The organism is Rhodanobacter sp. FW102-FHT14D06 (assembly GCF_043950705.1).
In the GTDB taxonomy this organism is placed as follows: Bacteria; Pseudomonadota; Gammaproteobacteria; order Xanthomonadales; family Rhodanobacteraceae; genus Rhodanobacter.
This window is the reverse complement of record NZ_CP170722.1, coordinates 683434-702168: the sequence shown is the minus strand read 5'-3', so window position 1 is coordinate 702168 and position 18735 is coordinate 683434. Positions and strand designations below refer to the sequence as shown.

Genomic DNA, 18735 nt, shown 5'->3' with positions numbered 1-18735 from the left:
GGTCTAACGCCCGAGGTAACCGGCGCAAAGGCCGCGCAGTGGGATTTGCGTCCGGTTAACCGAGTTGTTACGCATCATGCTCACGGCGGAACGAGAGCCTTGCGCCTGAGAATTGCACGATACTCCGCCGTGCCTTTGATGCGGTGATACTCCTGCTCAACTACGTTGCGATCTGCGGATTCGAGACGACGAGCGATTGCTGCGCAAACAAAGGCGCGATCATCTCCGTACTTGACGATACCGAAGCAGATGCCGCCTGGCTTTTGGGGCCAGAACGCCTGCCAGGCATAGTGATGCCAGCCCTTGCGGACGCTGTGCTTGAGCTGTACACCGACAATGCCAGACGTGTTGCGTTTGGTCATGCGGTTTTTGATTGGAACAGGAGGCGGCAAATCGGGCTTAACTGTTTTGATCCATGCAGCGGCTGCTCGTTCGGCTGCAGCCCACGTTTTGTGCTCAACAAGGCTGAAGTTTTGCGCGTGCATCTCGCGCCCGCGCATGATTCTTGCGGTAACACATTTGGAAGCCGTGTTACGCGTGAAGTTTGCAGCCTTTTGCATACTGCACCCCTGCTTCATGATGCATAACGTTGAGTAGACCCCAGATCGGGGCATATGCACGTCATGCTCCACGCTCGCTGCGGCACCGTCAAGCCTCAAGTTTTGCAGCCTGTCAAGCAGTTGCCTCGCCATCCCGATGCAACATCCAGTGAACGCCGGCGTGCATATCTCGCGAAGCGAGGCTTGTATGTTTTATCACCACGGAAACGCCGATATACATGTTGCCGGGCCATGGTAGGGCTCTGCTTGGGGTCTTCCGAGGGGCGCATGTTCACGCGCCCCTATGGCGCCGGCACCACATCCACCCTTTCCACATAAATCAACTCACACGCCCCCGCCCCCGTATCGTCGCGCGTCATGGACGTCTTCCAATGCCATCCCCCAAGCCGGCTGGCGTCGACCAGGAAGCCTTCGAGGTGGACCACTTCGCCGGCGCGCACCTGCTCCAGCTGGTTTTTCACGTCGGCGTCGGCGGGGATCATGTGCATGTTGGCGCTGGAGGTTTCGATCTCGCGCCGGGGGATCGGGAACTCCTGCACGTGCCAGTAGTAGAAGCGGCCGGACTGGCTGATGTCGATGTGCTGCAGCACGTCGCTGTCGGACATGCGGCCCCAGCCCATGGCCAGGTCCAGCGGCACCAGCTCACCATCGGCACCGCCGTAGTCCTTGCGCGAGAGCACGCGTGCGGTGATATCGAAGTGCGCGCGGGTGGTCAGCGTGGTGTCGCCCTTCTGCAACTGCGCGCCGTGGTCCAGATCCACCTGCTCCGGCGCTACCGCGGCCAGCACGCCGGGGTCGGGGTGCACGGCGGCGTGCTCGCGGTGCTTGAGCACGCCCAGCAGCACCAATGCCGCGGCGGCGACGATCAGAAGTTTGCGCATGGGGCCCCGACCCTCGGTGTGCGCGGAGTGTACGCGATGCGGGCGCCGCGCTCAGCCGGCGTCGGCGGCGGATGCCTGGGGTCTTGTCGCCTTGCGGCCGCGACGGGTTGCCGGTGCCGATACTGTCTGCGAGGCGGCCGAATGCGCATCCAGCAGTTCGGCGGGCAGTTGCCGGAACACCTCGGCCAGGCGCTGCAGGAAGGCGTGCATCGCCGAACTCTTGCGCCACACCATCGCGATGCGGCGGCTGGGCGCGTGGCCCTTGAACTCGATCAGGTGCAGACCGTCGACCGGCGCCACCGGCGGCTTTACCGCCATCACCGGCAGCAGGGTGATGCCGACGTTGGCCGCCACCATCTGGCGCAGGGTCTCCAGGCTGGTGGCGCGAAAGCCCGAGTGCTCGCCGGCGCCGGCCATGTGGCAAACCTCCAGCGCCTGGTCGCGCAGGCAGTGGCCGTCTTCCAGCAGCAGCAGGTTCTGGTGCGACAGGTCGCGCAGCTTGAGCAGCCCCTGCTGGTGCGCCAGCGGGTGTTCGTCGGATACGGCGAGCAGGAACGGTTCCTCGAACAGGAACTCGCTGTGCAGGCTGTCCTCGTGCAGCGGCAGGGCAAGGATGCCGGCGTCGAGCCGGCCCTCGCGCAGCAGGCGCAGGATCGCCTCGGTCTTTTCCTCGACCAGCAGCAGCTCCAGCTTGGGAAAGGCAGCGCGCACCAGCGGCAGCGCATGCGGCAGCAGGTACGGCCCCAGCGTGGGGAAGATGCCCAGCCGCACCGTGCCGGACTCCGGGTCCAGCGTGCGCCGCGCCACCGCGCGGATCTGTTCCACGCCGCCCAGCACATCGCGCGCGCGGATCGCGATGTCGCGGCCGACCTCGGTCAGCAGCACCTTGCGCGGCGCGCGCTCGACCAGCGACACGCCCAGTTCCTCCTCCAGCTTCTTGATCTGGGTGGAGAGGGTGGGCTGGCTGACGAAACACGCGGCCGCCGCGCGACCGAAATGGCGGTGCTCCGCCAGAGCCACGAGGTATTGCAGGTCGCGCAGGTTCATCGCCGCTCCCGGTCCGTCGAAAGATAGATCATACCTATGATGCGCCACGCAAATAATCAGCGTTGACGATGCCGCAGGCCGCCAGCCATGCCTTCTGGCACTGGGTCGAAAGTCATGCCGCCCCCTAGCGTGGGGCTTTGTCCGTCCCGGAGTGAAGCCATGCGCCGCCTTGTCCAGACCGCCTTGTTCACCGCGCTTGCCGCCTGTGGCGCCTCGACCCTGGCCGCTTCCGCCGAGCAGGCGCCCCGCGGCCGACTGCCCGGCTGGGCCGTGCCGCAGTCGTACCAGTTGGCGTTCAAGGTGGACCCTGCGCAGGCAGATTTCTCCGGCACCACGACGATCGAGGTGAAGCTCGAAAAGGCCTCCGACCACCTGTGGCTGGACGGCGCCGACCTGAAGGTGTCGAAGGTGAAGATCACCGATGCCGCCGGCGCGGTGCACGTGGGCAAGTACGTGGCGGCGGATGCGAAGGCCGGCGTGGCGCGGGTGGATTTCGGCAGCGTGTTGCAGCCGCAGCAGCTCAGCGTGAAGTTCGAGTACACCGCGCCGCTCAACGCGCAACTGCAGGGGCTGTACAAGGTCAGCGCCAAGGGCAAGCCGTATGCGATGACCCAGATGGAACCGATCAGCGCGCGCTTCGCCTTCCCGGGCTTCGACGAGCCCGGCTTCAAGACTCCGTTCGACATCAGCATCACCGCGCCCGCCGACGAGACCGTGGTGGCCAACACGAAGCCGGTGAGCGAGCAGAGCGCCGGCAAGGGCTGGAAGACCGTCACTTTCGCCCGCACCGTGCCGCTGCCGACCTACCTGGTGGCCTTCGCGGTCGGCCCGTGGGATGTCGTTGCCGGCCCGGACATTTCGCCGACCGCTTACCGCGCCAAGCCGCTGCAGCTGCGTGGCGTCGCCGCCGAAGGCGAGGGCCATCGCATGCAGCATGTCCTCTCCGAAACGCCGAGCATCATCCACGCGCTGGAGAACTACTACGGCTTCGGCTATCCGTTCGACAAGCTCGACCTGCTGGCCGCGCCGGATTTCTCCGCCGGCGCGATGGAGAACCCCGGCCTGGTCACCTTCCGCGACTGGCTGCTGCTGCTCGACAACGATTCCCCCGCGCGCAACGTGCGCGGCTCGTTCAACGTCACCGCGCACGAGCTGGCGCACATGTGGACCGGCGACACGGTCACCACCGAGTGGTGGAACGACATCTGGCTCAACGAGGCGTTCGCCACCTGGATGCAGCAGAAGGTGACGATGCAGGTGCATCCGGAATACCGCGCCGATCTCGACCGCGTGCGCGGCGGCCAGCGCGCGATGGGCAGCGACAGCCTGGTCAGCGCGCGCAGCGTGCGCCAGCCGATCACCGGCAACGGCGACATCACTACCGCGTTCGACGGCATTACCTACCAGAAGGGTGCCAGCGTGCTGGGCATGTTCGAGAACTACGTGGGCGAGGAGATCTTTCGCAAGGGGATGCGCGCGTACATCCAGGATCACAAGTTCGGCAACGCCACCGCCGATGATCTGGTCGACGCCATCGCCGACGCGGCGGGCAAGGGCGCGCCGTTCAAGCACGCATTCGAGAGCTTCCTCAACCAGTCCGGCGTGCCCTACGTGCGCACCAAGCTGGAATACAAGGGCGGCCAGACCGTGCTGCGGCTGAGCCAGGATCGCTACCTGCCGCTGGGCAGCAAGGGCGATCCGCAGCGCCTGTGGGGCGTGCCGGTGTGCGTGCGTTACGGCACCCGCGCCAACGGCAAGGATGAAGCGCAGTCCAGCAAGGTGGAGTGCAAGATGCTCGACCAGGCCAGCGGCTCGATGGCGCTGCCCGGTGCCGGCAAGCCGACCTGGGTCATGCCCAACGCGAACGCCAACGGCTATTACCGTTTCAGCCTCGACAAGCCGCAACTGGCCCGGCTGACCGCCGTGGTCGGCCAGCTCAGCGACGCCGAGCAGCTCGCGTATGCCGATGCGGTCAGCGCCAGTTTCCGTCGCGGCGATCTCGATGCCGGCGACGTGCTGGCCGCGTTCAAGCCGCTGACCGCCTCGCCGATCTCCGACGTCGCCACCGCCCCGCTGGGCCAGCTGGCGTGGATCGCGCACCACGCGGCGCGCACCGACGCGCAGCGTGCGCGCGTGGACGGCTGGGTTCGCGCGGCGTATCTGCCGCGGCTGCAGAAGCTCGGCTACCAGCGCGTGGCCGGCGAGACGGATACAGCGGCCTTGCTGCGCAGCACGCTCGCCGACGCGCTGGCGTTCGACTTCCGCGTGCCGGAAGTGCGCGCGGCCTTGCTCAAGCAGGGTGAGGCCGCGCTCAAGCGCGGCGCGAACGGCCGCCTGGACCTGGCCTCCGCCAATCCCGACCTGCTGGGCACGGTACTTGGCGTGGCGGTGCAGACGCACGGCAAATCGGCGGTGGACGCGCTGATCGCCGAACTGCCTGCGACCAGCGACGCGGCGCTGCGCAACGGCATCCTTGACGGCCTGTCGCGCGCGGAAGATCCGGCACTGGCCGAGCAGGTGCGCAACTTCGCCCTCACCGACACGGTGAAGGTGGGCGAGATGGGCCGGCTGCTGATGGGCGAGCGCGATACCGTCGCGCAGCGTGATGCGATGTGGCAGTGGTTCACCGCGCACTACCCGCAGATCCTCGCCCGTACCGGCAGCTTCGCCGGCGGCCGCCTGCCGTCACTGGCCGCTGCCGGCGGCTGCAGCACCGCCGAGTCCGCGCGCCTGCACGCCTTCTTCGATTCGCGCGTGGACGACGCGGCCGGCATCGCCCGCGGCCTGGCGCAGACGGGCGAGTCGATCGAACTGTGCGCGGCGCTGAAGCAGGCTCAGGACCCTGCAGCGATCCTGCAGTAACCGCGCTGACGCTCGCTCAGCATGTGTCATGTGGCGCGCTGGTTGTCTGGCCGGCGCGCCATTCTTTTGATTGAGAGATATGACGTGGCTGCCGGGCTTTCGACAGACCTCCCACCTCGTCCCCACACCCCGTCATGCCTGCGAAGACAGGCATCGCCCGTCTCACAAGAACGGTCGATCCCTCGCACTTGCAGGAGCGCGCTTGCGCGCGATGCCTTTGGCCGAATTCAAAGCGAAGAGCGGTCGATCGCCTTGGGCGATCGACCGCTCTGCTCTGAAAGCAAGAGCATCGCGCACAAGTGCGCTCCTGCAGCTGCAAGCAATCGGCCGCTGCTGGCTTGCGTGCGGCCCGCTGCCCTCCAATGCCACCACTGCCCGCAATGACGAAGTGCGATGCGTGCCTGCGCAGGCACGACGAGGCGTGAGGGAGGGGCGGGCCTCGACCCCATTCCACCCCGTGCTGCGTTGAATCCGGAGTGCGCGATGTGCGAACGCGTATCGCGGCTGGCGCAGTTACGGGCCGCTTCGTCCGCTCGCCGCGTTCCACTTACACTGTGCCCGCCGACCGGCTTACAGGGGTAAAGCAGCATGCTTCGTCGATTGTGCATTTTGCTGGGCTTGGGCTTGCTGCTGACCCCGCCGCTGGCGGCGCAGGACATTCCGCCGCCGTTGCGTGACTGGCAGGGTTGGGTGCTGCACGACGTGCCCGGGCACGCTTGCCCGTTCCTGGCCGACCAGGCACCGGGTGAGGACAGTTACCGCTGCGCCTGGCCGGGGTGGCTGGCGCTCGATGCCGGCGAGGATGGCGGGCACTTCAGCCTGGAGGTGCATGTGGATGCGCCGAGCTGGGTGGCCCTGCCGGGGGACAGTCGCCACTGGCCGCAGCAGGTGAACCTGGGCAACCGGCCGGCGACGGTGCTGGAGCATCAGGGCGAACCGATGTTGTGGCTGGAGTCGGGCGATTATCACATCCAGGGCGAGCTGCCATGGACGTCGCGACCCGCCAACCTGGGCGTGCCGGAGTCGATCGGGCTGGTGACGCTTCGCGTCGACGGCGCCACGGTGACGCGAATCGAACGCGATGGCCGGCAGCTCACGCTGGGCGAAGCGGCCAGCGCGCAACGCGCGGCCGATGCGCTTTCGCTGCGCGTGTATCGCCGCCTGGCCGATGGCCTCCCGGCCACGCTGGAAACGCGGCTGCAATTCAACGTCAGCGGCAGCGCGCGCGAGCAGGTGCTGGGGCCGGTGCTGCCCGCGGGTTTCGTCGCCACTGCACTCAGCGGCGAGCTGCCCGCGCGACTGGAGAACGATGGCCATCTGCGCGTGCAATTGCGGCCGGGCCAGTGGACGCTGACCCTGCTGGCGCGCAGCGTCGCGCCACTGGCGAAGGTCGGCGTGACCCTGCCGCCCGCGCCGTGGCCGAAGCAGGAGGTCTGGAGTTACGCCGATGACAACGCGCTGCGCGGCACGCGCGTGGAAGGCAATGCGGTCGACGCGGCGCAGGCCGGGGTGCCGGGCGACTGGGCCAACCTGCCGGCCTACGCGCTGGATGACCGCAGCGGGCTGAGCGTGGAGCAGGGCAACCGCGGCAATGAAGGCAGCCGCAGCGACGCGCTGCACCTGCAACGCGAGATGTGGCTGGATTTCGACGGTGGGCATTTCAGCGTCGCCGATCGTCTCAGTGGCGAACTGCGCCATCACCAGCGGCTCGACGTCACCGCGCCGTGGCAGTTGCAGCGTGCCTCGGAAGACGGCGAACCGCTGCTGGTCACCAGGGATGCGAAAGGCCATGCGGGTGTCGAGCTGCGCGATCGCCGCATCGACGTGGCAGCCGGCCTGCGCGTGCCGGCCGGAGTCGGCGCGATGCCGGGTTCCGGTTGGCAGCTGCCGCTGGACGGCATCGAGGCTACCGTGCACCTGCCGCACGGCTATCGTCTGCTCGGTGTGATCGGTGCGGATCGCTCGAACGATTCCTGGGCCGCGCAATGGAGCCTGCTCGACCTGTTCGTGGTGGCATTGGTTGCGTTGCTGGCCGGGCGCTTGCTCGGTTGGCCGTGGGCCCTGCTGGCGGCGGGCTATCTGGCGCTGGCGCAGCACGAGGCGCTGGCACCGCTGTGGACGCTGGCGCTGGCATTGGCGCTCGCCTTGTTGCTGCGCGCGCTGCCGGAAGGTCGCTTGCGCGGGTTTGCGCGCGGCGGCGCGCTGGCCGTGTTTGCGCTGGCGGTGCTGTGGGCGCTGCCGTTCGCGGCCGCGCAATTGCAGTACGCGCTGCATCCGCAACTGGAGCACGGCAGCGCGCCGCGGATGGTGTCGGCGGCGTATGCACCGCAGGCCGTCGTCGCCGACAAGATGGCGGCCGGCGTGCCGGCACCGCCTCCGCCACCGCCACCGGGCGCGCGGGCCGTGAGCGAGATGAGCGCGAATGTCGTGCAGGCGGCCCCCGGCACCCTGGCCAGCGTGGTTGTCACCGGTTCGCGGATGACGGCCAGCCAACTGGTGGCCAGCGAGCAGGACAACCGCACCGTGATCCAGGCCGGCGTCGGCACGCCGCATTGGGACGAGGGCAACAACTACCGGCTCGGCTGGTCGGGGCCGGTGACGCCGCAGCAAACCACCCGGCTGGTGATCGCACCGGCATGGCTGGTGCGCCTGTTGCGCGTAGTGATGGTCGGCTTGCTGGCGGTGGTGCTGGGTCGATTGGCCATGAAGCTGTGGCGACCGCTGCGTAACCACTGGCTGCCTTCGCGTGCTGCAGGCATCGCCGGTGCCGCCTTGCTGGCGATCGCCTTCTTGCCCACCGGCGCACGCGCGCAGGCGCTGCCGGATGCGCAGTTGCTCAGCCAGTTGCGCAGCCGGCTCACCGAGGCGCCGAAGTGCGCGCCGCAGTGTGCCGAGGTGGCGCAGGCGCAACTTCAGGTCAACGGCGCGATGCTGGAGGTCGTGCTGGAAACCCACGCCGGAGCCAGCGTGGCGCTGCCGTTGCCGACATCCGACCAGGCAATGCCGCTGGTCGATGTCCGCCTCGACGGCCAGGCCGATCCGGCGCTGTTGCGCGACGATGATCAGCTGCTGCTGCGGCTGGATCGCGGCGTGCACCGCGTCAGCCTGCGCTACCGGCTGGACGCGGTGGACAGCGCCGCGCTGCACTTCGCGCTGGCGCCGCAACGCATCGCCTTCAGCGACCCGGGCTGGTCGCTCGATGGCGTCGATGGCGGCCGGGTGCTGGGCGACAGCGTCACCCTGCGCCGCGTGCAGACGGCGGCCGACGGCAAGCAACTGCCGACCGCGCAGAGCTTTCCGCCGTATGTGCGGTTGACCCGCAGCATCGGCCTGGGGCTGGACTGGATCGTGCTGAACCGGGTCGAGCGCATCGCGCCGCAGGAGGGTGGATTCAGCATCAGCCTGCCGCTGCTGCCGGGCGAGCATCCGCGCGGCGAGGGCGTGCTGGTCAAGGACGGCAGGATCAACGTCACCTTCAAGGCCGGCGAATCGATGGTGAGCTGGAGCAGCCAGCTCGATCGCTCCGCCGGGATCACCTTGCAGGCACCATCGCTGGGTGAGCGCTCCGAGGTGTGGGAAGTGGGCGCGGCGCCCATGTGGCACGTCGACGCCGAAGGCGTGCCGACCAGTGCCAGCGACGATGGCCTGCGCTTCGATCCGCTGCCGGGCGAGAAGTTGCAACTGGCGATCACGCGGCCGGCGGCCGTGGCCGGCGACAGTCTCGCCATCGACGGCGCGCAGCTGACCATCCGCAGCGGCGAACGCGCCAGCGAGCTGCGACTGGACATGCGCGTGCGCAGCACCCGCGGCGGCGAGCACGCCATCGACTTGCCGGCGGGCAGCGAGTTGATCGATGCCCGGCGTGACAACCAGCCGATCAACCTGGCGATACGCGATGGCAAGCTGAGCCTGCCGCTGCTGCCCGGCGCGCATGACTACGCCGTGCATCTGCGTGAGCCGCTGGGCGTGGCGACGCGCGTGCGCACGCCTGCGCTGGATCTGCATGCGCCGGCGGCCAACATCGGCCTGAACCTGCAACTGCCGCAGGATCGCTGGGTGTTGTGGACGTGGGGGCCCACCGACGGCCCGGCGGTGCTGTACTGGTCACAGGTGCTGGTGCTGTTGATCGCCGCCTGGCTGCTGGCGCGCTACGCCCCGACGCCGTTGCGCCTGCGCCACTGGGTGCTGCTGGGGCTGGGCTTCTCGGCCTTCGCCTGGAGTGCGTTCGCGCTGGTGGTGGTGTGGCTGATCGCCCTGGGCCTGCGTGCGCGGCTGCGGGCGCCGGAGCAGCTCGAACGCCTGCGTTTCAACCTGCTGCAGCTGGGCCTGGCGGCCCTGACCGTGCTGGCACTGTGCGTGCTGGTCGGCGCCGTGCCGCAGGGCCTGCTGGGCTTGCCGGACATGCATGTGGCCGGCAACCACTCGTCGGGGTCGAACCTGCACTGGTTTGCCGATCGCAGCGACGGAGCGTTGCCGCTGGCCGGCGTGTTCAGCCTGCCGTTGTGGATCTACAAGCTCGCCATGCTGGTCTGGGCGCTGTGGCTCGCCAATGCGCTGATCGGCTGGCTGCGCTGGGCCTTCGACGCGTGGACGCATGGCGGCTACTGGCGCAAGCGCGAGCCGAAGCCGGGCGTGGTGCCGCCGCAACTGCCGCCTTCGGCGGCGGGGCCGGGGCGCGATGCCTGACGTGCGCGAGGCGCTGGCCGCGGCGACGCAACGGCTGGGCGACCGCACCGAGGCTGAACTCCTGCTGCTGCATGTCCTGCAGCGGCCGCGAAGCTGGCTGTTCGCGCATGCCGGCGATCCGCTTGAAATGGACGTCCAGACGTCTTACCAGAAGTTGCTGTCCCGTCGCGAGGCTGGCGAGCCGGTGGCCTACCTCGTCGGCCATCGCGGCTTCTGGACGCTGGATCTGGAAGTTACGCCGGCGACGCTGATCCCGCGCCCGGAAACCGAGCTGCTGGTGGAACTGGCGCTGCAGCGCCTGCCACCGGATTTTCGCGGCAGCGTGGCGGACTTGGGCACCGGCAGCGGTGCGATCGCGCTGGCGATCGCACGCGAACGCCCGCAGGCACGGCTGATCGCCACCGACGCCAGCACCGCCGCACTCGACGTGGCCCGACGCAACGCGCAGCGCCACGCCATCGCCAACGTGGGCTTCGTCCACGGCGATTGGCTGGCGCCGCTGGTCGGCCAGCGCGTCGACCTGATCGTCGCCAACCCGCCCTACATCGAAGCCGCCGACCCGCATCTCGCCCAGGGCGACCTGCGCTTCGAACCGGCCAGCGCGCTCGCTTCCGGTGCCGACGGCCTGGCCGACATCCGCCGCATCGTCGGCACCGCCCGCGAGCACCTGCAACCAGGCGGTTGGCTGCTGTTCGAACACGGCTGGAACCAGGGCGGGGCCGCGCGCAAGCTGCTGGATGCAGCCGGCTACACCGACGTTTTTACCGCGCAGGATCTCGAACACCGCGACCGCGTCTCCGGCGGGCGCAAGAACGCGTAGGAGCCCGCTCGCGGGCGATGCTGCTCCGAGTCCCGAAACCCGGGTAAAGAGCATCTCCCGCGAGCGGACTCCTACGGGGCGCTTTTTCTCAGCCGGCGTTGGCGGCGGTCGCCGCGCGCCAGCCTGCCTGAGCCATGGCGGCCGGGCTGAGGTATCCGGGGTTCATTCCTGACAGGTTCTGCGTCCGAAGAAGTCAACTGGCGTGCTTGAAGTCGTAATCGGCATCCATCAGCGCGTTGGCTAAGTCCGGATCGGTTGACTCCAGTTCCTTCGCCGCCATGAGTCCGATGTCGACCCACTCGCGTTTCGGTGTGGGGAGCAGGTAGGGAGAGCCAAGTTCGACCAGCATGCGCTCAAGCTGCTCGCGGGCATGGACATAGACACCGTAAGCGGGGTCTTTCGCGATGCGATCGTCCAGCAGCGACAGCGCCGCGTTGGCCGATCGGATGGCCTCGTCGCGCGAGATCATCGGCCGCCCACCAAGGCGTCGAACGCACCACCTTCACTGCTCAGCATCTGAAGCCTCTTGCCCTCGGTGGTTTCGACATTCCTCAACAGAGATTTTACGTTGCAGGTTTCCATTCGATCTTTTTCAAATCCCATGTCATGGGGTCGTAACTTGCCTCGTAGATCGGCACGGCATCGTGTGACCTCCCTGCAAGTTTGCGTTGCACCTGAATGTTCAAGATGACGTCGTCACCGCGCACGGTGATGCCATAGAACCAGAATTCGTCGCCAGCCATGAAAAATTTCGAATCCCGGTAAGGATTGACGATGCGTCGGCGCAGTTCGTTCGCAGCATCCAGAACGATGACGTTGTCGGCACCGTAATGAGCTTGTGCCTGAAGGACGATGATGCGGTCTCCGTCGGGCAGGAGGTGCGCAGTCCGCGTGTCATGACCATCAATCTGCCGTGTAAACGTTCGACCATCGTTCTCCCATTGGTACGCTTTTGGTCGGTACTCCGGGTCATTGATTTGCTGAAGCAGCGGCACTGAAGGCAGGTACTCACCAACTTTGGTCTTGAGGCCGTTGTTCAGAACGTAAACAAAATTCTGGATCATGAGCCTGGGTCCTCAGTTCGCGGAGGTCATGCAGAACCTGCCCGGCGGCGATGCCCTCGGAACGTTCAATGGCGATGCGCAGGCACTCGGCACGGGTCGCGATCAGGCGCGCTTCATCGCGCAGCGTGGCCGCTTGCCGGCTGGCCCAGCCTTTCAGCTGGCGCCATGATCCGTCGATCCATCCCGTCAAGATGTTCCCTTCCGTGGTGTCGCTGCGCTGCTCCGAGCGTAACTGAAGCACGAAGCGGCCGAGCGTGATCCGGGTCCTGGAGCGCTGGCGAACCCGGATGGATGGCCGGAATCAGGCGCTGTTCTGGCTGAGCCGCTCGATCAACGGAAATCGTGCGTGGATGGCATGGCGGATGCCCGGCAGGTCGAGGCCGGCCATGCTCAGCACCTCCTCGCGGCTGCCGTGTTCCAGATAGACGTCTGGAAGGCCGAGATGAAGGATCGGCAGGGTGATGCCATGCGCGGCCAGGCACTCGGCCACGGCGGAGCCGGCGCCGCCGGCGACGGCGTTGTCCTCGAGGGTGACGAAGCCGTCGTGGGTCTTGGCCAGTTCCAGGATCAGGGTGTCGTCAAGCGGCTTGATGAAGCGCATGTTGACCAGGGTGGCGTCGAGTTCGGCGGCGATGGTGGCGGCCGGTGCCAGCATCGCGCCGAAGCTGAGCAGGGCGAGGCCGTGGCCGCGCCGGCGCAGCTCGGCCTTGCCGATCGGCAGCGTTTCCAGCTCGTGGTGGGTCGCCACGCCGGGGCCGGTGCCGCGCGGGTAGCGGATGGCCGCCGGGCCGGGGTGGCTGAAGCCGGTGCTGAGCATCATGCGGCACTCGTTCTCGTCGGCCGGCGCCATGATCACGAAATTCGGCAGGCAGCGCAGGTAGGTGAGGTCGAAGCTGCCCGAGTGGGTGGCGCCGTCCGGGCCGACCACGCCGGCGCGGTCGATGGCGAAGGTGACGTCGAGGTTCTGCAGCGCCACGTCGTGGATCGCCTGATCGTAGGCACGCTGCAGGAAGGTGGAGTAGATCGCCACCACGGGTTTGGCTCCCTCGCACGCCATGCCCGCGGCCAGTGTCACCGCGTGCTGCTCGGCGATCGCCACGTCGAAATAGCGCGCGGGGTATTCCCTGGAGAAACGCACCAGGCCCGAACCCTCGCGCATCGCCGGGGTGATGCCGAGCAGGCGCGGGTCGGCGGCGGCCTGGTCGCACAACCAGTCGCCGAACACGTCGGTGTAGGTCGGCTTGGCCTTGCCGGTTTTCTTCTTGACGCCGGCCAGCGGGTCGAACGGGCCGACCGCGTGGTATTCGATCTGCGCCTGTTCGGCCGGGGCGTAGCCCTTGCCCTTGGTGGTGATCACGTGCAGCAGCTGCGGGCCGGGCAGGTTCTTCACCGTGCGCAACGCCTGCAGCAGTTGCGGGATGTTGTGGCCGTCGATCGGGCCGGTGTAGTGGAAGCCGAGTTCCTCGAACAGCGTCGAGGGCACGAACATGCCCTTGGCGTGCTCCTCCCAGCGCTTGAACCAGCGGCCCATGAACGACTGCTTGGGAATGGCCCGCTTGGCCCGCTCGCGCAAGTCGTTGAGGCGGCGGCTGGCCATCGCGCGCGCCATCATCTTGGTCAGCGCGCCCACGTTCTCGCTGATCGACATGCCGTTGTCGTTGAACACCACCAGCAGGTCGGGCTCGACGTCGCCGGCGTGGTTGAGCGCCTCGAACGCCAGCCCGGCGGTCATCGCGCCGTCGCCGATCACGGCCACCACCTTGCGCTGCTCGCCGCTGGCCTGCGCGGCGATCGCCATGCCCAGCGCGGCCGAGATCGAGGTGGACGAGTGGCCGACGCCGAAGGTGTCGTACTCGCTTTCCTCACGGCGCGGAAACGGCGCCAGGCCATCCTTCTTCTTGATCGTGGTGATGCGGTCACGGCGGCCGGTGAGAATCTTGTGCGGATAGCACTGGTGGCCGACGTCCCAGACCAGGCGGTCGTGCGGCGTGTCGAACTCGTGGTGCAGGGCCACGGTCAGCTCGACCACGCCCAGGCCCGCGCCGAAGTGGCCGCCGGAGCTGGCGACGGCCTCGATCAGATACTGGCGCAGTTCGTCGGCGACTTGCGGCAGTTCGCTGTCGGGCAGTCGGCGCAGGTCGGCGGGCGCGTCGATCGAAGCCAGGCGGGGATAATGGCTGAGGTCATTCATCCTCGTATTGTTGGCCCAGCGGCGGGGCGGAGCAAGGGCGAAACAGTGAACAAGGCCTGATTGCGACCGGTGCAGCCTGCACGTGCGGCACACAATCGGCATCGCATGCTGCGCGCAGATTCCCTTGCGGAGATCCGTCCATGGCCAGTGTCTCGCAGGCTTTTCGCCGCTTTGCGGAAGCCACCGCGCGCCAGTCCGGTCGACCGGCGACCTTCCTGGCGGCCGTATTGATCGTGGCGGTTTGGGCAGCCAGCGGGCCGTTCTTCCACTTCGGCGACACCTGGCAGTTGGTGATCAACACCGGCACCACGATCATCACCTTCCTGATGGTGTTCCTGATCCAGAACAGCCAGAACCGCGACAGCGCGGCGCTGCAGATCAAGCTGGACGAGTTGATCCGCACTACCGCGGCCCACAACGGCCTGCTCGACCTGGAGGACCTCGACGAGGAGACCCTGGAGCGTATCCGCGAGAACTACCGCAAGCTGGCGGCACGGCGCGAGCGTGCCAGCGGCGGCCGCAAGCGCAGGCACGGCGGCCCGGCCCGGGGCGAAGCCGAGGAAGCGGGCGAGGCGGACGAAGCCTGCGAGGAGGTCGACGAGATCGACCGCGAACTGGAGAAGAACCGCGAGACGCGCGCGGAAGAGGGCCATGCCGACACCGCGGCGGAGCGGCGGAAGTGAGGCTTGGCGTCTCCTAGAGCGTGGGCGGTAGAAATCTTCCGGGCTGCAAAGGCGTCTGCGCGGTTTATGTTTCCGCCGCTTTCCGGCCTACAGAACCATCATGGGCCGGCGAAGCGTGGAAAATCTGCACTCACGCAGCCACTTTTGCCTCGAAAGTTTCTACCGCCCACGCTCCTAGGCGTATTCCGCCATCGGGCGCCGGTCGCGCGGCAGCCGGCTGACCAGGAACTCCATCTGGTCGGCGAGGATGTTGCGGTTGGACAGGATCAGGTGCTCCACCCAGCTTGGCCGGTACGGTACCGCCAGCAGCGGCATGTTGGCCTGCTGCGGCGTGCGGTTGCTCTTTTTCAGGTTGCACGACAGGCAGGCGCTGACCACGTTCTCCCACTCGTCCTTGCCTTGCCGGGAAATCGGCAGCACGTGGTCGCGGGTCAGTTCCATGCGCGTGAAGTGCTCGCCGCAGTACATGCAGATGTGCCGGTCGCGCGCGAACAGCGCGGTGTTGGTCAGCGCCGGCGACGGGTCGACCGCATGCTCGCGGCAGTGGCCGGTGCTGGCGATGATCGGGTGCAACTGCAGCAGGCTCTGCGTGCCCAGCGCACGGTTGTGGCCGCCGTGCACGGTGAGGCAGGGATCGCCCAGGGTCCAGGCGACGACGTCGCGCACGTACAGGCACACCGCGTCCTGCCAGCTGATCCAGTCCAGGATGCGGCCAGCGGCGTCCAGCGACAACACGCGCGTCGCCTGCAGGTCAGCCGGTTTGACAGCGTCCATCAGCATGCAGTTCGTCCTTCCGCCGGGGCATCGAGGGAACCAGCGGGCATGGCGCAAGGCCAGCCCGATCGCAGCATAGAACACTTTTCCGCCGTTCCGAAGGCGCCGGCGCGGCGGGATTCGCAGGCACCGGTGCCCGCTGATATGATCCCTGGCTCGACATGAAACCCACGCCGGGTTCGACAGGGCCGCCGCCGTGGCGGCCCGGCGCGACGGGGGACCAAAGGTGGATCAACGTGGCTGAAGTCATTTTCTACGAGCACCCGGTGGCGCTGAACCGGGCCGAACACAAGAATCTTCGGCTCAAGGGCGTGCCCAACATGAAGTTCGCCATGAACACGCACTCGGTGCCGTTGACCGCGGCGGAGTTCGGCCTGGCCGCGCGTGACCTGCTGATCGTGTTCGCCGGTCCCGACGCCGCCAATGCCGGCCCGATCGCGTTGCTCGGCCTGCGTCAGAACGAGAACCTCTACGTCGACGCCGCCGGCCAGTGGGCGCCCAACACCTACGTGCCGGCCTTCGTGCGCCGCTACCCGTTCGTGCTGGCCGAGAAACCGGCCGGGCAGGAGGGCGGCGATTTCGCGGTGTTCCTCGATCAGGGCTTCGAGGGTTTCAACGCCGCCGACGGCGAGCGCCTGTTCAACGAGGACGGCAGCGACACCGAGCTGCTGAAGAACGCCGTGGGTTTCCTCGGCGAGTTCCAGCAGAACATCGACCGCACCCGCACCTTCATGCAGTACCTGGTCAAGCATGACCTGCTGGAAGCGCGCAACGTGCAGCTGCACAAGGGCGAGCCGGATTCCGGCCATGGCATCACGCTCAACGGCCTGTTCATGGTCAACGAGGAGAAGCTGCGCGCGCTGGACGAGAAGGTCGCCCACGAGATGCTGCGCGAAGGCGTGATGGCGTGGATCTACGCCCACCTGCTGTCGCTCAGCAACATCGACCGCCTGGCCCGTCGCCTGGACGAGCGCGAGCAGGCCGAGTCGGCGGCCAAGACCACCAACTGAGCGGACTTCGCTTCGCCTGCTGCACGCAACAAGCCGCCTGCGGGCGGCTTGTTCGTTTGCGCGCCTTCAACGCACCGGCTTGGCCAGCTTGATCAGGTCGGTCGCGTAGCCGCTGGCCTCGTACAGCGCGCGGGCGCGCTCATTGCCGGGGAACACCGCCAGCGTCACCAGCTGGCACTGGTGCTCGCGCGCCCACTGCTCGGCGTGCGCCAGCAAGGCCTTGCCGACGCCGTTGCCTTCGTGCTGCGGCGCCACCGCGAGATCGGAGATGTGGCAGTTGCTGCGGCCGCTGAAAAAATCGGCGGTGCGCTGCAGGTGGATGAAACCCACCCGCTCGCCGTCGCCATTCTCGGCCACGAACAGGAAGCTGTTCGCCGGCTGGTCCTCCAGATGGTGCAGCAGGTCCCGGCGGATGCCTTCGACGCATTCGTGGCGGCGACGCCACGCCGGCAGCGCGAAGTCGGCGAAGCGTGGCACCAGCGCAAGGATGAAATCGTCGTCGTCGGCAGCCAGGCGGATCAGCAGGGGCGAGTCGTTCATGGGCGATCGGGTCGGTGGGCCTGACGGCTTTCTACACCGCCCCCGGCGTGGACGAAAGCCCACCGGAGGCGGCATGTATATTCGCGTACGGCCGGCAGCCATCAACGGAGGAACCATGACCACGACGCGACGCATCCGCCTGCAGCCCGCGGGCAGTGCCGTGCTTGCGCAGGGCATGGACGAGATCCGGCAACAGTTGGACCTGCCCGCCGCGTTTCCGGCCGAAGTCGAAGCCGCCGCCGCGGCCGCCGCGGCGAACCCGCGCCTGCCGGCGCTGGACCGCACCGAGCTGCCGCTGGTCACCATCGACCCGCCGGGCGCGCGCGACCTCGACCAGGCCATGCACGTGCAGGCGCAGGGCGACGGCTGGCGCGTGCATTACGCCATCGCCGACGTCGCCGCCTTCGTGCAGGCCGGCGACCCGGTGGACCTGGAGGCGCATCGGCGCGGCGAGACGCTGTACGGCGCGGATTCGAAGATCCCGCTGCACCCGAAAGTGTTGTCCGAAGATGCCGCCTCGCTGTTGCCCGATCAGGTGCGCCCGGCGCTGTTGTGGACGGTGGACCTGGACCCTGCCGGCCGCATCGCCGCCATCGACGTGCGCCGGGCGCGCGTGCGCAGCCGCGCCCAGCTCGACTATGCCGGCGTGCAGCAGGCCATCGACGCCGGCAGCGACGATCCGATGTGGGCGGTGCTGCGCCGGATCGGCGAGTTGCGCGAGCAGTGCGAGCGCGCGCGCGGCGGCGTGAGCCTGCCCCTGCCGGAACAGGAGATCGACGTGGTCGACGGCCGCTGGACGCTGGCGTTCCGCGCGCGCTTGCCGATCGAGAACTGGAACGAGCAGATCTCGCTGCTGGTCGGCATGGCCGCGGCGCAATTGATGGTGCAGGCGAAAGTGGGCCTGTTGCGCACGCTGCCGCCGCCCGACCCGCACGCCATCGCGCGGCTGCGCGTCACCGCGCGGGTGCTCGGCATCGCCTGGCCGTCCGGGCTGGACTATCCCGGCTTCATCCGTTCGCTGGACCCGTCCAACGACGTGCACGTGGCCATGCTGACCGCCTGCACCACGGTGCTGCGCGGGGCCGGCTACGCGGCGTTCGACGGCGCGCTGCCCGCGCAGCCGATGCATTCGGCGCTGGCCGCGCAGTACACCCATGCCACCGCGCCGCTGCGCCGGCTGGTCGATCGCTATACCGGCGAGGTCTGCCTGGCGCTGTGCGCGAAGCAGCCGGTGCCGGCGTGGGCACTGGCCGCCTTGCCCGGCCTGCCGGACACCATGCAGGCTTCCGGCCATCGCGCGGGCCAGTACGAAAGCGCCGTGTTGAACCTGGCCGAAGCCGCCGCGCTGGCGCCGCGGGTGGGCGAGGTTTTCGATGGTGCGATCGTCGAGGTCGCCCGCGGCGATCCGGCCAAGGGCACGGTGATCGTGCGCAACCCGGCGGTGGAGGCCGGCGTTTCCGGCAGCGGCAACCTCACGCTCGGCGCCGACGTCCGGGTGAGCCTGGTCGAGGCCGACCCGGTGCGGCGCGTGACGCGTTTCGAGCTGGCAGGCTGACACGCCGCTGAGGGACGGCGCCGAGGCATGCCGGGGGGGGACACCACGCCAGCAGCGCGGCC

Annotated in this window: 14 protein-coding genes and 1 pseudogene; 7 read left to right on the top strand and 8 right to left on the bottom strand. The window is 68.1% G+C overall.

Annotation, left to right across the window (positions count from 1 at the left end):
• Positions 1 to 80: 80 nt before the first annotated feature.
• From ACFCQI_RS03495 to ACFCQI_RS03485, 3 genes are all read right to left on the bottom strand, one after another.
• On the bottom strand, positions 81 to 560 hold the full coding sequence (locus ACFCQI_RS03495) for a hypothetical protein (protein ID WP_395119996.1): 480 nt from the start codon (positions 558 to 560) through the stop codon (positions 81 to 83).
• Positions 561 to 841: 281 nt separating this feature from the next.
• On the bottom strand, positions 842 to 1441 hold the full coding sequence (locus ACFCQI_RS03490) for a hypothetical protein (protein ID WP_395119995.1): 600 nt from the start codon (positions 1439 to 1441) through the stop codon (positions 842 to 844).
• Positions 1442 to 1492: 51 nt separating this feature from the next.
• Complete coding sequence (locus ACFCQI_RS03485) at positions 1493 to 2488, bottom strand: LysR substrate-binding domain-containing protein (protein ID WP_395119994.1); 996 nt, start codon at positions 2486 to 2488, stop codon at positions 1493 to 1495.
• 159 nt (positions 2489 to 2647) lie between these two features.
• On the opposite strand from ACFCQI_RS03485, the gene ACFCQI_RS03480 reads away from it, so the two are divergent.
• From ACFCQI_RS03480 to prmC, 3 genes are all read left to right on the top strand, one after another.
• On the top strand, positions 2648 to 5350 hold the full coding sequence (locus tag ACFCQI_RS03480) for a M1 family metallopeptidase (RefSeq protein WP_395119993.1): 2703 nt from the start codon (positions 2648 to 2650) through the stop codon (positions 5348 to 5350).
• A 588-nt stretch (positions 5351 to 5938) separates the two neighbouring features.
• Positions 5939 to 10036 carry a hypothetical protein gene (locus ACFCQI_RS03475; protein ID WP_395119992.1) on the top strand — a complete coding sequence of 1366 codons (4098 nt, stop codon included), beginning with the start codon at positions 5939 to 5941 and terminating at the stop codon, positions 10034 to 10036.
• Positions 10029 to 10856, top strand: coding sequence for a peptide chain release factor N(5)-glutamine methyltransferase (gene prmC / locus ACFCQI_RS03470; RefSeq protein WP_395119991.1), 828 nt, complete (start codon positions 10029 to 10031; stop codon positions 10854 to 10856). Before ACFCQI_RS03475 ends, prmC begins: the two co-directional genes overlap by 8 nt.
• Before the next feature lie 193 nt (positions 10857 to 11049).
• Here prmC and ACFCQI_RS03465 read toward each other — a convergent pair whose 3' ends face one another.
• Complete coding sequence (locus ACFCQI_RS03465) at positions 11050 to 11325, bottom strand: immunity protein Tsi6 family protein (RefSeq protein WP_395119990.1); 276 nt, start codon at positions 11323 to 11325, stop codon at positions 11050 to 11052.
• Positions 11326 to 11419: 94 nt separating this feature from the next.
• A complete protein-coding gene (locus ACFCQI_RS03460) occupies positions 11420 to 11920 on the bottom strand; it encodes a hypothetical protein (RefSeq protein WP_395119989.1) in 501 nt (166 codons plus the stop codon).
• A gap of 28 nt (positions 11921 to 11948) precedes the next feature.
• Between ACFCQI_RS03460 and ACFCQI_RS03455 the strand changes: the two genes are divergently transcribed.
• Positions 11949 to 12089, top strand: a complete 141-nt coding sequence (locus tag ACFCQI_RS03455; protein ID WP_395119988.1) for a hypothetical protein — start codon at positions 11949 to 11951, stop codon at positions 12087 to 12089.
• Between the two features lie 132 nt (positions 12090 to 12221).
• Here the strand turns inward: ACFCQI_RS03455 and dxs are convergent, their stop codons facing one another.
• The gene (dxs, locus tag ACFCQI_RS03450; RefSeq protein ID WP_395119987.1) at positions 12222 to 14111 is read right to left on the bottom strand and encodes a 1-deoxy-D-xylulose-5-phosphate synthase; all 1890 of its coding nucleotides are present in this window, start codon (positions 14109 to 14111) and stop codon (positions 12222 to 12224) included.
• A 140-nt stretch (positions 14112 to 14251) separates the two neighbouring features.
• Here dxs and ACFCQI_RS03445 point away from each other — a divergent pair.
• Positions 14252 to 14647: pseudogene (locus ACFCQI_RS03445) on the top strand (low affinity iron permease family protein); the annotation flags it as partial.
• A gap of 321 nt (positions 14648 to 14968) precedes the next feature.
• On the opposite strand, the gene ACFCQI_RS03440 reads toward ACFCQI_RS03445, so the two are convergent.
• Entirely contained in the window at positions 14969 to 15574 is a 606-nt protein-coding gene (locus ACFCQI_RS03440) for an HNH endonuclease (protein ID WP_395119986.1), read from the bottom strand.
• Between the two features lie 230 nt (positions 15575 to 15804).
• On the opposite strand from ACFCQI_RS03440, the gene ACFCQI_RS03435 reads away from it, so the two are divergent.
• The gene (locus ACFCQI_RS03435) at positions 15805 to 16578 is read left to right on the top strand and encodes a SapC family protein (RefSeq protein ID WP_395119984.1); all 774 of its coding nucleotides are present in this window, start codon (positions 15805 to 15807) and stop codon (positions 16576 to 16578) included.
• 66 nt (positions 16579 to 16644) lie between these two features.
• On the opposite strand, the gene ACFCQI_RS03430 is transcribed toward ACFCQI_RS03435, so the two are convergent.
• Positions 16645 to 17118 (bottom strand): GNAT family N-acetyltransferase, encoded by a 474-nt coding sequence (locus ACFCQI_RS03430; RefSeq protein ID WP_395119983.1) that lies wholly within the window; start codon positions 17116 to 17118, stop codon positions 16645 to 16647.
• A gap of 115 nt (positions 17119 to 17233) precedes the next feature.
• Between ACFCQI_RS03430 and ACFCQI_RS03425 the strand changes: the two genes are divergently transcribed.
• Positions 17234 to 18673: an RNB domain-containing ribonuclease gene (locus tag ACFCQI_RS03425; RefSeq protein ID WP_395119982.1), complete on the top strand. Its 1440-nt coding sequence runs from the start codon at positions 17234 to 17236 to the stop codon at positions 18671 to 18673.
• The last annotated feature ends 62 nt before the right edge of the window (positions 18674 to 18735 follow it).

What these genes read in the sequence shown, in the direction of transcription:
- ACFCQI_RS03440 (WP_395119986.1), bottom strand. Translation starts at nt 15,574, where the DNA reads ATGCTGATGGACGCTGTCAAACCGGCTGACCTGCAGGCGACGCGCGTG.
- ACFCQI_RS03460 (WP_395119989.1), bottom strand. Translation starts at nt 11,920, where the DNA reads ATGATCCAGAATTTTGTTTACGTTCTGAACAACGGCCTCAAGACCAAA.
- ACFCQI_RS03430 (WP_395119983.1), bottom strand. Translation starts at nt 17,118, where the DNA reads ATGAACGACTCGCCCCTGCTGATCCGCCTGGCTGCCGACGACGACGAT.
- ACFCQI_RS03495 (WP_395119996.1), bottom strand. Translation starts at nt 560, where the DNA reads ATGCAAAAGGCTGCAAACTTCACGCGTAACACGGCTTCCAAATGTGTT.
- ACFCQI_RS03465 (WP_395119990.1), bottom strand. Translation starts at nt 11,325, where the DNA reads ATGATCTCGCGCGACGAGGCCATCCGATCGGCCAACGCGGCGCTGTCG.
- prmC (WP_395119991.1), top strand. Translation starts at nt 10,029, where the DNA reads ATGCCTGACGTGCGCGAGGCGCTGGCCGCGGCGACGCAACGGCTGGGC.
- ACFCQI_RS03475 (WP_395119992.1), top strand. Translation starts at nt 5,939, where the DNA reads ATGCTTCGTCGATTGTGCATTTTGCTGGGCTTGGGCTTGCTGCTGACC.
- ACFCQI_RS03485 (WP_395119994.1), bottom strand. Translation starts at nt 2,488, where the DNA reads ATGAACCTGCGCGACCTGCAATACCTCGTGGCTCTGGCGGAGCACCGC.
- dxs (WP_395119987.1), bottom strand. Translation starts at nt 14,111, where the DNA reads ATGAATGACCTCAGCCATTATCCCCGCCTGGCTTCGATCGACGCGCCC.
- ACFCQI_RS03490 (WP_395119995.1), bottom strand. Translation starts at nt 1,441, where the DNA reads ATGCGCAAACTTCTGATCGTCGCCGCCGCGGCATTGGTGCTGCTGGGC.
- ACFCQI_RS03425 (WP_395119982.1), top strand. Translation starts at nt 17,234, where the DNA reads ATGACCACGACGCGACGCATCCGCCTGCAGCCCGCGGGCAGTGCCGTG.
- ACFCQI_RS03455 (WP_395119988.1), top strand. Translation starts at nt 11,949, where the DNA reads ATGCAGAACCTGCCCGGCGGCGATGCCCTCGGAACGTTCAATGGCGAT.
- ACFCQI_RS03480 (WP_395119993.1), top strand. Translation starts at nt 2,648, where the DNA reads ATGCGCCGCCTTGTCCAGACCGCCTTGTTCACCGCGCTTGCCGCCTGT.